Genomic DNA, 16184 nt, shown 5'->3' on the forward strand with positions numbered 1-16184 from the left:
CAGCAGCCCCATCATTATTCGGGATGATCAGAGTTCGAGAGCGTGAATCTGGCAGACAGCACGTGCCGCTTCCTGACCTTTTTTCACGAAGTGCTGTGTATAGAAGTCGATAAACTCGGCAGAAGGCTGGAAATTGTGTGGCGTCAGGGAAACGGAGAAAACCGGCACATTGGTGGCCAGCTGCGCCTGCATCAGACCACTGACCACCGCCTGGGCGACAAAATCATGACGATAGATGCCACCATCTACCACCAGTGCTGCACAGACAATGGCATCAAAATTGCCGGTCTGCGCAAGGCGTTGCGCCAGTAACGGCATTTCAAAAGCCCCTGGCACATCCCAGGTTTTCATTTCGTATGAGGTCCCACGGCTCTCCAGTTCCTGTTCAAATCCTGTCAGAACCTGCGAAACGATTTCGCTGTGCCAGTTGGCTTTAATAAAGGCGACTTTCAACGGCTGCATGACTTTCTCCATTTATAGGTAACATCCAGTGGTAACGAGCCAGCTTGCGCCCCTGCACCCCGAATCAAAATAGTGAGTCTGGCAGGCAACTAACCTGCTGACAATCATCACTATACTGTAATGTAAAGATTCTGTGTCCACCATTGTGATTATATGTAAATAACCAAAGGGAAAATTACCCTCATATGCTGCAGCAAAGGCGGATAACGCGCTGACAATCTCAACGCCATCGCACTTATTCGTTCAACACCCGCCTCTTATTGCCTGATCTGCGTAACCGCTTCCAGTTACGGAATTGCTTAAATAAAATACTGGATATCCGAACAGGTATTTGTATAATAAATGGACTGCCCGCCGGGTATTGGAAGCGATAGTGAGGGGTGAATCCATGATGATATCGACTGAAAGCCTCAGGTCTCTGGAACAATCGGTCACAATGAGCAGTCGTGAGCTGGCTCAGATGACCGGTATCACACATGGAGAAGTGAAGCGTTTAATCAAAAGTCTGGAGACGGCCGCGCGTCTCTCCCAGCCACTTAGCGTGAATGAATATGAGCGGGAAGGGGAAGTGCGTCAGGAGTACCGTCTCAACAAGCGAGACTCGCTGCTGGCCGTGGCACGCCTGTCGCCAGGCTTCACAGCTGAGGTGCTGGATCGCTGGCAGGATCGCGAAAAAACCTCACATCTGCCTGACTTCACTAACCCGGCTGAAGCGGCTCGCGCCTGGGCCGAGCAATTCGAACAGCGTCAGGCGGCTGAGCAGCAACTGGCTCTCTCAGCACCCAAGGCAGCGTTCTTCGATAATTTCGTTGAGGTTGATGAGAGTCTTGGCTTTCGTCAGCTCTGCAAAATGTTAAAAGTGAAAGAACCCGCGTTCCGCCAGTTCCTGCTGGAGCGAAACATCATGTATCGTGCCAGGGGAACACTTACCCCGCAGCACTACCATCTTCAGGCGGGCTATTTTACGCTGCACTCCGGCACGGGCGAAAACCAGCACGCGTTCTCTCAGGCTCGCTTTACGTCGAAAGGGGTGAAATGGGTCGCCAGCCTTTGGGCAGGTCATCTTTCTGCTCAACTTAAAGGCGCAGCCGCATAACCGCGCCTTTGATTTAGCAGGCGGAGCAGAGGGACAAATATATAAAATGTACCGATAACTGAAGCCTGGCTTGAAATACAGAGACAAAAAAGGCCGCGACAGAGTGCGGCCTTTTTCGACGTTATGGATTGCAGGATGAATTACCAGCCTTTAATCGCATCACCTTTATAAACTTCTTCTGCTTTTGCCGCGACTTCAGGTGACTGCAGCGCAGCCTTTAACTTCTGAATTTTATCGCTGTCTTTATTATCTTCACGAGATACCAGTGCATTCACGTAAGGCGATGAGGCACTCTCCATGAATAAGCCATCGCGGTGTGCTGATAATCCAGCCTGAGCCGAGAAGTTAGTATTGATAATCGACAGGCTTACATTGGGATCATCTAACGTGCGGGTCAGCTGGGGCGTGTCCACCTCAACCAGCTTCAGATTTTTTGGGTTTTCGACGATATCCAGCGAAGTCGGTAAATATCCCACTCCGTCTTTCAGTTTAATCAGGCCCTGCGCCTGCAGAAGCAGCAGGCTGCGTCCCAGCGTAGTGGCTTCATTAGAAATGGTGATCGTGGCGCCATTCTGTAGTTCACTGATGTTTTTGATTTTGTGCGAATAAGCCGCAATCGGGAAAACGAATGTCTTGCCGACTACAGCAAATTTATAGCCGCGCTCTTTAGACTGAGACTCAAGATACGGCAGGCTCTGGAACGCATTGGCATCGACTTCTTTGTTATTCAGCGCTTCATTTGGCAGCACATAATCATTGAAGTTAAGCACTTCAACATCAAGTTTGTATTTATCTTTAGCAACCTGCTGTACCACCTGCCAGATCGCTTCGTCCGGGCCGGTATTGATCGCGACTTTAACTTTGTTATCGTCATCTTTTGAGCAGGCGGACAATAATAAAACAGAACTGGCAAGTAATGCCGTAAACAGACCTTTCATTATCAGAAATCCCTCAGGTAGTAGATGGAATCAAAGATAATACAGAAATCACAGGTTGCGTACTGACGCCGGAATATATCTTATAACCACAACGCGTAATTCGAACATAAATTAACCAGCTTCTTGCCTTTCAATAATGGGTTGCCAGGATTACTGATTTTGCTGGATGAAATCTTCTGTGTACCCGCGTATTACGCAGCCATGTGATTTTCTTCTACGCTTAGGCATGGGTCGTAACTGGCATTTTATTGATTATTAACAGGGATTAACCATGTCAAAGCAAGATAGCGGGATTAACGCAGTTGAAGTGATGCGCAGCAGTCAGGCGTGGAACGGTGAAGTTATCGAAGCCTATCCTGCTGGCGAACCAGAACTGACCGTCATGCGGCTGTCACTGCCTGCCCACACGTCATTGCCCTGGCACACCCATCCCATGCCAAATGCGGCGTTTATTCTTTCCGGCACACTGATCGTGGAAGATAAAGAGAGCGGTGAGCAACGGACTTTCCATGCAGGTGAAGCCCTCAATGAGACGGTTAATAGTGCGCATCGGGGCTATACCCTGAATGAGCCAGCTGAACTGGTGATTACCTATGCGGGTGTAAAAGGGCAGGAGTTAACCGAGCCATTGCCGGGTGAGCCAGCGGAATTTTAAATCCTGAAGCAGCACGGCAACGTAAAACACTGCCGTGCTGCCACTCTGCAGACCGAATCCATTTCGCCTTCGCGATTGCTTACACGTCTGAAGTGAAAGTGACAAGGCTCCAGGTTGCGAACAATAGGGGTCTTTCAATCACAACCAAACCCCGCTTCCCGAAGTACTGCTTTTGCCGGTTCCGATCTTAAAAATGCAGCCAGTTGTCCTGCCTCAGACGTGATTACGGCACAGGCATAACGCGCAACAGGATTAAAAGCCTCGGGGATATCAATTACCCGCAGGCCGGCAATCTGGCTCAGGGCTTTTCGATAGCTGGCGTAGCCGATAAACAGATCCGCCTGATCACTCTGGATAATCCACTCCGCCGGCAGCTTGCCTGCGGGAATGGCTGCTGAGTCACGTCCGCCCACCACCGTTTGTGCGCGCTGGCGCACGGCCTCTCCAACCGGGCCCATCCGGGCAAAAAGAACCTGAGCATAATCGCCTGAAGGATCGGCTAATGGCGTAGAGGTTGCGATTCGCAGCGAGTCACGGGTGAGCAGCTGATACCAGTCATCCCCCGCCTGAATGCAATCACTGCGCACAGTGAGGCAGAGCTTATTGGTCGCAAACGACATCAGCGCCAGTGCTCGTCCGGCAGCCAGAAGTCTCTGTGGATGCTCCTCACTGGCTGAAGCAAAGAGGTCACAGCGCTCACCCGCCTCGATCCGTTCGCGGAGCAAGCCGGCGGGACCAAAGTGGGTTTCGACAGGATGAGGGAAGTACGCCATCATTGCAGGCCAGACCGTTTTCAGGCTACCCGCCGCCAGTACGCGCATCACTCTGGTCCCTGATAAGTGGTGCGATAGAAGCGTTGATACCACCTGTTAGCCAGCTTATTCATGTTTACATCTGTAAACTTCTGCGGATAGAGTTTTTTTGCCATCCACAATTCGCCGAGCCCCATCGCTTCAGGCATTGGATAGCCCCAGGCTTTGGCGTAATCCGGCATTAAATAAACGCGATGATGTTTGACTGCGTCAATCGCCTGCCATTGCGGTGAACTGTTGATTTCATTAACGACGGAAGGATAACGATCCTGCACAAAAATCACCTGTGGATTCCAGGCGATCACCTGCTCCATAGACACGGTTTTAAAACCTTTTACGGTCGCCGCAGCGACGTTGACCGCACCAGCATGCAGCATCATCAGCCCGGTATACTTGCCGGAGCCGTAGGTGGTGAGATCCGGATTAGCCATATAAGCGCGAATACGTTTATCCACCGGAATATCCCGGAGGCGATCGCTGACGATTTTGCGGCCCTGATCGGTAGCCTCAATCAGTGCTTTCGCTTCTTCAGGTTTATTGATGATCTCGCCGATCAGCGTAATACCTTCCCGCAGCCCTTTGTCATAGGCTATTTCCTCATCGCTGAGGGTCGGATTCATTTTGGCCTTTTCACCAGGCTGGTCATGACGCAGCGAGATAGCAACCACCGGAATGCCCAGTGCAGTAATGCTGTCGATCATCTCATGTGGCGCATAGTTGGTGACAAAAACCACCTGCGGATGCAGCGCCACCAGTTTTTCGGGATCGACATGCGTCAGATCGCCCAGCGTGGTTTTCTGGTTTAACCCGGGTGCCAGACGGGCATAGCTATCGCCAAGCTGCTGCTTCCAGTTCGCCATTACACCCACAATTTTATCCGTGGCGTTCATCTGCACCAGCAGATTCAGCGTCTGATGCTGAAGCACCACGACGCGATCAACATGGTCTGGAATCGTGACCTGACGGCCAGTCTGATCGATTATCTGGCGTGACGCATGGGAAGAGAGTGGAAGGAGTATAAGTAAACTCAGTGTGCATGCCTGCCAGAAGCGCTTCATTAACTATCCTCGAAAATCGTTATACAGAGAATTATATAGCGATACGTAGCAGACGTCACCGTCTGTGTTACACCTCATCTTTTGCAGGAATAATCAAAAGGGCGTACGTCAAAATTTTATTGTGCCTTTCACCTCAGCACTGATTATGTGCAACGCCCGTTACTGGCTCACCATCCCGGTGCCTCATGGATTTTTTCTCGTCTATTTTGCTGATATTTCAGTATTTAATTTCTGGCACGCCATTTGCCTGACTCTTAGCAGTAAGCAGCGTCAGACACAATTGATTGAAATAGCTGGCTAGGGTTCCGGTTCACGCAGGTGAATGGCTGGTCCGAGAGCTGGCGACCTCTGCGAGGTTACACGGCGGGACAAAAGCCCGGGAGACAGCGGCACCATCTGGTGTCTTGCGCTGCTCCCGTTTTTTTGTGCCAACCAGAGGTCAACCATGAAGAAATCACCACTCCTGACGCTTGTTATGTCTGTGGCGCTGCTGGTCAGCGCGCCGTCTTCCGCCGCAGTCAAAAAAGAGTTCAACATCTGCTGGACCATTTACGCAGGCTGGATGCCGTGGGGCACCATCAGCAATGAGAAGATCATTGATAAATGGGCCAGCAAATATGGCATTAAAATTCATATCACCCAGCTCAACGATTATATCGAGTCAATTAACCAGTACACCGCAGGACAGTTTGATGGTTGCACCATGACGAACATGGATGCGCTGACCATTCCTGCGGCAGGTGGCGTTGACTCGACGGCGCTGATCACCGGCAGCTATTCCGATGGCAACGACGGTGTGGTGCTGAAAGGGGAAAATAAGAAACTCAGCGATCTGAAAGGAATGTCAGTCTATCTTCCTGCGCTGTCGGTGTCGCATTACCTGCTGGTTCGCGGGCTGGAAAAAGCCGGACTGCAGGAGAAAGATGTCAAAGTTGTGAACACCTCTGATGCGGATATCGTCTCAGCTTTCGGCACCAGCAACGTCAAAGCCGCCGTGGCCTGGAACCCGCAGCTCTCGGTGATTAAGAAAACCCCGCAAACCACTGAAGTGTTCAGCTCCTCGGCCGTAGCAGGCGAACTGATTGACATGATGGTGGTCAATACCGACACCCTGAAAGACAACCCCGCGCTAGGCAAGGCGCTGACCGGCGCCTGGTTTGAGATGATGGCGAAAATGCAGTCTGGAGATACGCAGGCGCTGAGTGCAATGGCCGCCGATTCCGGTACTGACCTCGCCGGATACAAGGCGCAGCTGAAAACCACCCATCTGTTCTGGACGCCTGCCGAAACCGAGACATTTGTCTCATCTCCCGATCTGGCGAAAACCATGCAGCGCGTCGCCGCATTCTCCTTTGATAAGGGATTACTGGGCGAGGGCGCACAAAGTGCCGACTTCATCGGCATGAGCTTCCCCGGCAGCATCACCGTCGGTGATACAGCAAACATCAAACTGCGCTTCGACGACAGCTATCTGAAGATGGCCGCCGCAGGCAAGCTGTAATCATCGATATCAGGAGTTTTTGCCATGCGCCACATCAACCGCTATCCCCGGCAGGGAATGCGCCTGACGCTGATGCTGTTACCTTTTGTATTGCTAATCGCCGTCTGGTTTATCAGTTCGGCGGTGCGTCTGGAAGCGAATCCTCAGGACAAACTGCTGCCCGGCCTGTCGCAGATGATTGCGGCCATAGACCGGATGGCGTTTACCCCGGACAAGCGCAGCGGGGAGTATCTGCTGTGGGTGGATACATGGATTAGTTTAAGTCGTTTACTGACAGGCCTGGCGATCTCGTCGCTCATTGGTCTCTGCATCGGGATTGCGGCGGGCGTTTTCCCGATGACCCGCGCGGCGCTGTCACCGTTCATGACCGTCGTGTCGATGATCCCGCCGCTGGCGCTGCTGCCGATGTTGTTTATCGTCTTCGGGCTGGATGAGCTGTCAAAAGTAATGCTGATCGTTATCGGCATTACACCCATGCTGGCGCGCGATCTGGAACACCGGGCCAGGGAAATCCCCGCGGAGCTGTTTATTAAAGCACAAACCCTGGGGGCGAACAGCTGGACGGTGGTGCTGCGGGTCGTGCTGCCGCAACTCTTATCACGACTGATCACCTCACTGCGTCTGCTGCTGGGATCCGCGTGGCTCTTTTTGATCTCCGCTGAGGCCATTTCCGCGACCGCCGGGCTGGGATACCGCATTTTCCTGGTCCGCCGTTATATGGCGATGGATGTCATTATTCCGTATGTCATCTGGATCACGCTGCTGGCGTGGTTAATGGATCTCGCGCTGCGTCAGCTGCACAAAGCCTGTTTCCCCTGGGCGGAAGGAGGCCGGGAATGAGTTTTATCGATATCAAAAATATCTGGCAGGAGTATGGCGATCACGTGGTGCTGGAACGCATCAATCTGCAGGTGAAAGAGGGTGAGTTCTGCTCGCTGGTGGGCGCGTCCGGCTGCGGTAAGTCGACATTTTTACGCCTGCTGCTTGGTCAGGAAAAACCAACGCGAGGGTCGATCACGCTGGATGGCGAGCAGCTTTCCGCGGAGCCCGATCGCAGCCGTGGCGTGGTGTTTCAACGCTATTCGGTTTTCCCCCATCTCAACGTGCTGGATAACGTCGCCATTGGCCTCGAACTTCCGGCTTCACCTTTTACCGGGCGGCTTTTTGGCGCACGGAAACGTCAGGCCCGTGAACAGGCAAAACAGATGCTGGAGAAAGTCGGTCTGGGCCATTCACTGGATAAATATCCGGCTCAGCTTTCCGGCGGAATGCAGCAGCGACTGGCGATTGCTCAGGCATTTGTGATGCAGCCGCGCGTGCTGCTGCTGGATGAGCCGTTTGGCGCACTGGATCCCGGCATTCGCAAAGATATGCATGCACTGCTGCTGCAGCTCTGGAGCGAAACCCGGATGACGGTGTTTATGGTCACGCACGATCTGGCCGAAGGCTTCAATCTGGGTACCAGGCTGCTGGTGTTCGACAAAGTGCGAATCGATCCACAGGCCCCCAATGCATGGGGCGCGCGTATCACTTATGACATCCCGCTCAATGAAACGCGCCTCTCTCAGTTGGCCACCGGCAGCAAAAACAACATTTATCCCCTTAAGGAGATCGCTCAATGACAGAACTTTTTCATTCAGCCCCGAGCCTGCGCGAAGAGCTGCTGCCAGGCGGAGCGCATACCTCGCTGATTCTGCGTAAAGGGCAGATTCTGCGCCTGACCGACATCGAGGGCGGCGCGAACGTCAGCATGATGATGCTCAATCCGCACGAGAAAAGTGAACGGCTGAATCTGCCCGATACCCTGAAAGGTCAGCACACCGCGCACCTGACCACCGGTCACTGTTTCTATTCAGACATGGGACGTGTGATGGCTGCGATCGTCGCGGATAGCTGCGGCTGGCACGACCCGTTTGGCGGCGTACTCAACGCGGCGGAAACACAGAATAAGTATGGAGCAGGCCGCTACCAGGAATTGCGCAACGGCTTCTATCGCAACGGTACAGATAATCTGCTGGTGGAAATGGGCAAATGGGATCTGGGCCTGGAAGACCTGCTGATGGTCGTTAACTTTTTCAGCAAGGTCACAGTGGATGAAGAGGGCCGCTTTCGGTTCAGCGCACGCAACAGCCAGGCAGGCGACTTCGTCGAACTCTATGCGCCGATGGACGTGCTGATGGTGCTGACTGCGCTGCCACATCCGCAGGATCCCGCCACTGACTATCTTCCGCGCCCGGTCCAGCTGAGCTGGTATCAGGCGGACGATATACAGACTGTGAGCAAAGCAATGGTCACTCGCGGTGAAAACCAGCGCGCATTTCAAAATACCCATTTTTTTGCCCTGTAAGGAGGCTGCGATGACACAAATCCACTCTGATCGTCGTCCTGAAGATGCTGTCTATCGCCACGAGATCCCGTCAGGCGAGCCGTGGTTGTTTGAAGTGAAAAAAGGGCAAACGCTGCGCCTGCTCGATCTCGAAGGCAATCAGGCGATTGATACTCTTTTCTATAACACTGATAACCCGCGGGAACGCTACGATCCTCAGCGCACTCTGCGTCGTCAGGGAAAAGTCTATCTGACTACCGGCAGCGTACTCTATTCAAATCTGGGTAATCCGCTGCTGACGATCGTTGCTGATACCTGTGGTCGCCACGATACCCTCGGCGGTGCCTGCTCGCAGGAGAGCAACACTGTGCGCTATGCCCAGGATAAGCGCTATATGCACAGCTGTCGGGATAATTTCCTTTGCGCCTGCCTGCACGATGGTCGTCTGCATAAGCGCGATATCGGCGCCAACATCAACTTTTTTATGAACGTTCCGGTGACACCCGAAGGCGGCCTGACGTTTGAGGATGGGTTATCTGCGCCCGGCAAATACGTTGAACTGGTGGCGGCGTGTAACGTGATGGTGCTGATCTCTAACTGTCCGCAGCTGAACAACCCCTGCAACGGCTGGAACCCGACACCCGCAGAAGTGCTGGTCTGGAACTAAGCCAGCCTGCTGAGCATGTTGCCGGCCGCACGTTTTGAGCCGGTCAGCCCCGGGGACGGCCCCAGGGAATATCGAATGTTGCGGGACGACCCGCATCCCTGAGAGTTCGCTTATGTTTGATACCTTACTGATTGCCAATCGCGGTGCTATCGCCTGTCGTATTCTGCGCACGCTGCGTGCCATGCAGGTGAAAGGCGTTGCTGTTTACTCCGAAGCTGACCTGAGCAGTTTACATATACGCGAAGCCGATGTGGCGCTGAGCCTGGGCGAGGGGCCTGCCGCACAAACTTATCTGATGACGGATAAAATTATCGCCGCCGCGCAGCAGAGCGGGGCCAAAGCGATTCATCCTGGCTACGGTTTCCTGTCAGAAAACGCCGCCTTTGCCGAAGCGTGTGAAGCTGCGGGACTGATTTTTGTCGGTCCTGCGCCTCAGCAGCTGCGGACGTTTGGCCTGAAGCACACCGCCCGCGCACTGGCGAAAGCAGAAGGCGTGCCGCTGCTGGAAGGCAGTGAATTACTGGCAGATGTCAGCGAAGCGCATCATGCCGCAGAGAGTGTCGGCTATCCGGTGATGCTCAAAAGCACAGCGGGCGGCGGCGGTATTGGTATGCGTGTCTGTCGTGATGCGCAGGCGCTGTCAGATGCGTTTGAAACGGTGCAGCGGCTGGGCCAGAACAACTTCAGCGATGCCGGGGTGTTTCTCGAAAAATATATCGAACGTGCCCGGCATCTTGAAGTGCAGATTTTCGGTGACGGCAAGGGCGAGGTCATCGCGCTGGGCGTCCGCGACTGCTCGATTCAGCGACGTAATCAGAAAATGATTGAAGAGACGCCAGCCCCGAATCTGCCCGCAGGCATGGCTGAGGCCTTGTGTTCAGCGGCCATCGCCCTGGGAAAAGCGGTGAATTACCGCAGCGCCGGCACGGTGGAGTTTGTTTATGACAGCGCGGCGCAGCAGTTCTATTTCCTCGAAGTGAATACGCGCCTGCAGGTTGAACATGGCGTGACAGAGCAGGTCTGGGGCGTTGATCTGGTGAAGTGGATGATTGAACTGGCCGCGGGCGATCTCCCCTCACTGACTGCTTTAGCCGCCACGCTGAATCCACAGGGCCATGCCGTTCAGGCACGAATCTATGCGGAAGATCCGGGCCGCCAGTTCCAGCCATCGCCTGGCCTGTTAACCGAGGTCGCCTTTCCGGCGGCAGACGGTAAAACCCTGCGCATTGACCGCTGGGTGGAGGCGGGGTGCGAAGTTCCGCCATTCTTCGACCCGATGCTGGCAAAAGCCATCGCCTGGCGACCGACACGCGATGAAGCCATCGCGACCCTGGCACAGGCACTCTCGGAAACCCGTCTCTATGGCGTTGAAACCAACCGCCTCTATCTGTTACAGATTTTAGCTTTTTCTCCCTTCACAGCGGGGGAACCCTGGACCCGCTGCCTGGAGCAACTCAGCTATCAGGCGGCAACGGTTGAAGTGCTGAGTGCCGGAACCCAGACCAGTGTTCAGGATTATCCCGGACGTCTGGGATACTGGGCGGTCGGTGTGCCGCCGTCTGGACCGATGGATGATCGTGCTCTGCGTCTCGGCAACCGACTACTGGGCAATGCCGAGGGGGACGCCGCGCTGGAGATCACCCTCAACGGACCCACACTGAAATTTAATACAGAGATTCAGGCGGTGATTTGTGGCGCATCGCTGAGTGTTACGCTGGATGGTGTTGAACAGGCGATGGACTCTGTATTTACTATCCCGGCTGGCTCAACCCTGAAGCTGGGCGCGATGAGAGCCGCGGGCGTCAGAAGCTATCTCTGCCTGCGTGGTGGCATTCAGGTGCCTGACTATCTGGGCAGCAAAAGCACCTTTACTCTGGGCCAGTTTGGCGGACACGCAGGACGTGCGCTGCGTAGCGGCGACGTGCTGCATCTGGCTCCGCAAGCCGCAATCCCAGACGGCGCAGAACTGCCCGCTGCACTGCGCACAGATCTCGCCAAAGTACGCACACTGCGTGTCATTTATGGCCCTCACGGTGCACCGGAGTTCTATGCACCGGATTATATCGCGACCTTCTTTGCCACAGAATGGGAAGTGCACTTTAACTCAAGCCGCACCGGCGTACGTCTGATTGGGCCAAAGCCGATCTGGACCCGCGACAGCGGCGGCGAGGCAGGGCTGCATCCCTCGAATATTCATGACAACCCTTACGCCATCGGCGCAGTCGATTTTACCGGCGATATGCCGGTAATCCTGGGGCCGGATGGCCCGAGTCTCGGCGGGTTTGTCTGTCCGGTGACGGTCATCGAAGCGGATCTGTGGCAACTGGGACAGCTCAAAGCCGGTGACAAAGTGCAGTTTGTAGCCGTGGATATCCCGACAGCACGTCGATTGGCCCAGAGCCGTCTCAGCGAGCTCGCAACGCTTAAGCCACACGAGACAGCGTGGCAGCCTGCGCCGCTGACGTCGCCCATCGTAATGACCTGCGGCGAAGCGGATAAACGTCTGGTGGCGCGTCTCTCTGGCGATACGCATCTGCTGCTGGAGGCCGGCGAGCCTGAGCTGGATCTGGTGCTGCGTTTTCGCATTCATGCATTAATGCAGGCGCTGGAAGCGCAATCCCGTACGGGCATTATTGATATCACGCCAGGGATCCGCTCGTTGCAAATCCACTTCCAGCCGGAAACGCTCACGCTTGACGTACTGCTGACGTGGGTGCGGGGTGAGTGGGAGACGGTCTGCATGAGTGATGACCTGCAGGTGCCCACACGCGTGGTGCATCTGCCGCTCTCCTGGGACGACCCGGCCTGTCAGAAAGCCATCGAAAAATATATGACTACCGTGCGCCCGGACGCGCCATGGTGCCCGAGTAATCTTGAGTTTATCCGCCGGATAAACGATCTGCCGGATGAGCAGGCTGTCTGGAACACGGTGTTTGACGCCAGCTATCTGGTGATGGGACTGGGGGATGTCTATCTGGGTGCGCCAGTCGCCACACCACTGGATCCTCGCCATCGTCTGGTGACGACGAAATATAATCCGGCCCGCACCTGGACGGCGGAAAACTCGGTTGGCATCGGCGGCGCGTACCTGTGTGTGTATGGCATGGAGGGGCCGGGCGGTTATCAGTTTGTGGGGCGCACACTGCAGATGTGGAATCGCTATCATGAAGTCGCCGATTTCGGTGGCAAACCCTGGCTATTGCGCTTCTTTGATCAGATCCATTTTTATCCGGTCTCTGCGGAGGAACTGTTGCAGATTCGCCGCGATTTTCCACTTGGTCGTTATCCGCTGCGTATTGAGCACAGCACGCTGCGGCTGGCGGAGTATCAGGACTTCCTCATGCGTGAAGCGGAGAGTATCGGCGAGTTTCGCGATCATCAGCAAAACGCATTCAATGCTGAACGGGATCGCTGGATAGCCAGCGGCCAGGCGCATTTCGACAGTCAGGAAACGGTGGCGGATGAAGGCGGCGATGCACCGCTGCAGCCGGGTGAGCAGGGGGTTGAAAGCCCGGTATCCGGCAATTTATGGCAGGTACAGGCGACGGCGGGCAGCAGGGTTCGGGAAGGGGATATCCTGGTCGTGCTGGAGTCGATGAAGATGGAGATCCCGCTTCTGGCCCCGTGCGACGGTATTGTTCAGCAGGTCAGCGTACAGCCAGGCAGCGCAGTCCGTGCAGGGCAGCGCGTGGCAGTCATCACTGAGGACAATGCGTAACAATGCTTATAGCGTAGTGACATAAAGGTGTGACAATCCTATCCTGCGCCCGCCGGCGGTTACCTCTGGCGGGCGCAGGCATTTACGTTCACCGGCTATCAGTGACCTGCAGCCTGTTCGCTTAACCAGCCGATCAGTGCTTCACTGCCAGGCTGGCTCATCGTGCGTTGTGGCCAGGCGAGGAAATAGGGTTTGCTCAGTGGCAGGCAAAGATCATCCACTACCACCAAATCGCCACGCGCCAGTTCGGGCGCGATAAGGCGTCGTTGTCCCAGCAGCAATCCCATACCCGCAACAGCCGCATCAATCGCCAGTGAAGTCAGATTAAAACTAAAGGCGGGCTGCGGCAGCGGTTCGTCCATGCCTTTGGTCTGAAACCAACCCGGCCAGTCCGGCAGAAAACGGCCTTCATTTCCCCAGTCGAGATGGATCAGCGGTGCCTGACTCAGAACCGTTTCCGGCGCAAAGCGTTGCAGCAGCGCCGGACTTGCCACCGGCAGCACCTCATCATGAAACAGTTTCAGCTTATCCAGTTGCGGGTAACGATCTTCACCGAAACAGATCACGAAATCAGCGGGCATGGCGGTGAATTCGACCTGAGAATGCGTGCCATGTAATGAGAGATCAATATTCGGGCAATGATCGCGCCAGCTCGCCAGTTGAGGCAAAAGCCATTTGGATGCCAGCGCCGGTAATGCGTAAACCGTGAGTTTTGGTGCACTGGCCGCATGGCGAATATTTTGCTGGCCAAGATGCAGGATATCAAAGGCCTCGGTGACATAGCGCAGATACTCTTTTCCGGTTTCGGTCAGCATGACACCGCTCTGCGTGCGTAAAAACAGGGCGCTGCCGAGTTGCTCCTCCAGCTGGCGAATCTGCTGACTGACCGCCGCCGGCGTTAAGGCCAGCTGGGCGGCGGCTTTTGCCAGGCTTCCCAGCTCGGCGGCCACCTTGAATGACTGTATGACGCTGATTTTTGGCAACCTTGGCATTTGGGCAGGCATTAACGCTTCCTTATCAGGGCAGTAAATTTTTATCGTTACGCAGTGTGGCAGGCGACAGGTAGAGTAACATTACACCTGCCCATCGTGAGAAATGTTGCTATGTCTGGTTCCCTTGTTCGTCTCAATCTTCATCCGCTGGCCGACCACGGCTGGCGTCAACGCTGTCGTGAGCAATTAAACCAGTCTGGCGCGCTGGTACTGCGTCAGTTTTTAAAACCACAGGCTTTAGAGGCGATCATCGAAGAGGGCAATGCGCAACGTCATCTGGCCTATCATACCCGCAGCAAACACAATGTGTATCTGATGAAGCCTGATGAGGCTTTCTCAGCCAATCACCCGCGTAATCGGGATGTGCTCAGCACCAAAGGCTGTATTACTGATGATCTGATCGCTGCCGATTCGCCGTTGCGTCAGCTTTATAATGATGACCTGTTCCAGCGTTTTCTGTGCGATGTGCTGGGTGAGGACGCGCTCTATCCCTACGCTGACCCGCTTTCCTCGATCAACCTGCACTATGCGCCTCACGGACAGGAGCTGGGCTGGCACTTCGACAACTCCTCCTTTGCTATCACCTTGCTGGTCCAGAAACCGCTGGCGGGCGGCATATTTCAATACGTGAAAGATTTGCGGGATGCCGATGCCGGTGAGATGAACTTTGCAGGGGTTGAAGCCGTTCTGGATGAACGCCAGCCGGTTAATGAGCTGGAGATTGATGCCGGGGATTTGGTGCTGTTTCGTGGCCGTAATTCACTGCACCGGGTGACCCCAACTGAAGGCGAGGTCACCCGGATGCTGGCGGTACTGGCCTACAATACCCAGCCCGACATTGCTTTATCCGAAACTGCGCGTATGACTTTCTACGGCAAATTATAACCTCGGGGCGTGTCTGTAAGGGCACGCCAGCCACGCTGGAAAATCTGCTGCGTACGAAACGCCACTAACGCACGCCAGTCCTCATCGGCGGGCCAGAATCCCTCTACCAGTTGTTGCTTCACTGCCTGACCTGCCGCACTGGCGGGTTCGCCATAGAGATGCAACCAGTGATCTTCACGCACCCGCTGATGCATATCCTGGCCCTCGTAAGTTCCACACTCCACGACCAGCGGCAATATTTGCGTCTCCGCCAGCGACGTCAGCAGATATTGCGACAGATATCCGGTCGCCGTTGCCGTCACGCCCGTTACGCTGTCACGTCCGGCACCGGTGAATAACAACGTCAGCCACTCCCCGTAAATGACTTTGCCCCAGTCGTGAGCAGCATAACGCTGCTCTGCAATTGAGAGCAGCATCGGATGGCCCCATGCGCCAGCGCCGGTATGAAGATCGAAGCTGACAATGATTTTCGCAACCGAGAGATGCTGTTCGATGATCGCCTTCATCGTAAGATGAGACCAGCCGGGCTGATGCCCGCCGAAGAAAAATCCATCTGCAAACGTATATTGTCCCGCTTCCACCACGCGTTTAACTGACTGCCAGCCCACGTTGTCCATCGCCTCAGCCAGTTGCCGGTCTGCGCTGACACGGTCGCCATGATAAATACCGTGCCACTGCGCATATTCCGGGTTATCAGGAACCGGTTGACTGAAGTTGATAAAGTTACGGTTGAGGTCGATGTTGTCTTCGTTCACGCGCCGTAAATGCGCCGCACCCCATGGATTGAGCAGATGAACAAGCAGCAATGCGGTGTCAGCAGGTATTTTATCCAGCGAATCGAGCCACGCTATCTGACAATCCGAACCATAATAGCCTTCAACGCCATGTGTGCCAGAGACGACCAGCATCAGACGCGATGCGCTGGCGGGTCCCAGTCGTGCCACATCCGTATATAGCGCTTCGCCCTGCGGACCCGGAAGAGGATGCCGATATGAGGTTATCGCAGCACCTTTGCGCTCCACTGCGGCCAGAAAGCGTTCACGCTGAACGCGGTAGTCGGGCAATGCCATAGTC

Annotated in this window: 15 protein-coding genes and 1 riboswitch; of the genes, 9 read left to right on the forward strand and 6 right to left on the reverse strand. The window is 54.9% G+C overall.

Annotation, left to right across the window (positions count from 1 at the left end; translation table 11 throughout):
- Positions 1–27 precede the first annotated feature (27 nt).
- Positions 28–462: a 6,7-dimethyl-8-ribityllumazine synthase gene (locus LQK91_RS13870; protein WP_008924667.1), complete on the reverse strand. Its 435-nt coding sequence runs from the start codon at positions 460–462 to the stop codon at positions 28–30.
- Positions 463–850: 388 nt separating this feature from the next.
- On the opposite strand from LQK91_RS13870, the gene LQK91_RS13875 reads away from it, so the two are divergent.
- The gene (locus tag LQK91_RS13875; protein WP_008924668.1) at positions 851–1558 is read left to right on the forward strand and encodes a phage antirepressor KilAC domain-containing protein; all 708 of its coding nucleotides are present in this window, start codon (positions 851–853) and stop codon (positions 1556–1558) included.
- 140 nt (positions 1559–1698) lie between these two features.
- On the opposite strand, the gene LQK91_RS13880 is transcribed toward LQK91_RS13875, so the two are convergent.
- Positions 1699–2496: a MetQ/NlpA family ABC transporter substrate-binding protein gene (locus LQK91_RS13880; protein WP_003855132.1), complete on the reverse strand. Its 798-nt coding sequence runs from the start codon at positions 2494–2496 to the stop codon at positions 1699–1701.
- Positions 2497–2767: 271 nt separating this feature from the next.
- On the opposite strand from LQK91_RS13880, the gene LQK91_RS13885 reads away from it, so the two are divergent.
- Positions 2768–3151, forward strand: a complete 384-nt coding sequence (locus tag LQK91_RS13885) for a cupin domain-containing protein (RefSeq protein WP_003855134.1) — start codon at positions 2768–2770, stop codon at positions 3149–3151.
- 134 nt (positions 3152–3285) lie between these two features.
- Here LQK91_RS13885 and LQK91_RS13890 read toward each other — a convergent pair whose 3' ends face one another.
- Positions 3286–3972: a molybdate ABC transporter substrate-binding protein gene (locus LQK91_RS13890; protein WP_105099735.1), complete on the reverse strand. Its 687-nt coding sequence runs from the start codon at positions 3970–3972 to the stop codon at positions 3286–3288.
- Complete coding sequence (locus LQK91_RS13895; RefSeq protein ID WP_105099734.1) at positions 3972–5021, reverse strand: ABC transporter substrate-binding protein; 1050 nt, start codon at positions 5019–5021, stop codon at positions 3972–3974. The genes LQK91_RS13890 and LQK91_RS13895 overlap by 1 nt, the downstream gene beginning before the upstream one ends.
- Positions 5022–5307: 286 nt before the next feature.
- Positions 5308–5406: riboswitch (guanidine-I (ykkC/yxkD leader) on the forward strand.
- A 60-nt stretch (positions 5407–5466) separates the two neighbouring features.
- On the opposite strand from LQK91_RS13895, the gene LQK91_RS13900 reads away from it, so the two are divergent.
- From LQK91_RS13900 to uca, 6 genes are all read left to right on the forward strand, one after another.
- Positions 5467–6522 (forward strand): putative urea ABC transporter substrate-binding protein, encoded by a 1056-nt coding sequence (locus LQK91_RS13900; RefSeq protein ID WP_105099733.1) that lies wholly within the window; start codon positions 5467–5469, stop codon positions 6520–6522.
- A 24-nt stretch (positions 6523–6546) separates the two neighbouring features.
- A complete protein-coding gene (locus LQK91_RS13905; RefSeq protein ID WP_003855145.1) occupies positions 6547–7362 on the forward strand; it encodes an ABC transporter permease in 816 nt (271 codons plus the stop codon).
- On the forward strand, positions 7359–8144 hold the full coding sequence (locus tag LQK91_RS13910) for an ABC transporter ATP-binding protein (protein ID WP_105099732.1): 786 nt from the start codon (positions 7359–7361) through the stop codon (positions 8142–8144). The genes LQK91_RS13905 and LQK91_RS13910 overlap by 4 nt, the downstream gene beginning before the upstream one ends.
- Complete coding sequence (locus tag LQK91_RS13915; RefSeq protein WP_105099731.1) at positions 8141–8869, forward strand: urea amidolyase associated protein UAAP1; 729 nt, start codon at positions 8141–8143, stop codon at positions 8867–8869. The genes LQK91_RS13910 and LQK91_RS13915 overlap by 4 nt, the downstream gene beginning before the upstream one ends.
- Positions 8870–8879: 10 nt before the next feature.
- Complete coding sequence (locus LQK91_RS13920) at positions 8880–9515, forward strand: urea amidolyase associated protein UAAP2 (protein ID WP_105099730.1); 636 nt, start codon at positions 8880–8882, stop codon at positions 9513–9515.
- 112 nt (positions 9516–9627) lie between these two features.
- Entirely contained in the window at positions 9628–13233 is a 3606-nt protein-coding gene (gene uca / locus LQK91_RS13925; protein ID WP_105099729.1) for an urea carboxylase, read from the forward strand.
- A 98-nt stretch (positions 13234–13331) separates the two neighbouring features.
- On the opposite strand, the gene LQK91_RS13930 is transcribed toward uca, so the two are convergent.
- Complete coding sequence (locus LQK91_RS13930; protein ID WP_105099728.1) at positions 13332–14237, reverse strand: LysR substrate-binding domain-containing protein; 906 nt, start codon at positions 14235–14237, stop codon at positions 13332–13334.
- Positions 14238–14336: 99 nt separating this feature from the next.
- On the opposite strand from LQK91_RS13930, the gene LQK91_RS13935 reads away from it, so the two are divergent.
- Positions 14337–15110, forward strand: coding sequence for a HalD/BesD family halogenase (locus tag LQK91_RS13935; RefSeq protein ID WP_105099727.1), 774 nt, complete (start codon positions 14337–14339; stop codon positions 15108–15110).
- Here LQK91_RS13935 and LQK91_RS13940 read toward each other — a convergent pair.
- Positions 15095–16180, reverse strand: a complete 1086-nt coding sequence (locus LQK91_RS13940) for a DUF2817 domain-containing protein (protein WP_105099726.1) — start codon at positions 16178–16180, stop codon at positions 15095–15097. The two genes, LQK91_RS13935 and LQK91_RS13940, sit on opposite strands and share 16 nt — an antisense overlap.
- Positions 16181–16184: the final 4 nt, after the last annotated feature.

The organism is Pantoea sp. MHSD4 (assembly GCF_021043305.1).
GTDB classification, from domain to species: domain Bacteria; phylum Pseudomonadota; class Gammaproteobacteria; order Enterobacterales; family Enterobacteriaceae; genus Pantoea; species Pantoea eucalypti.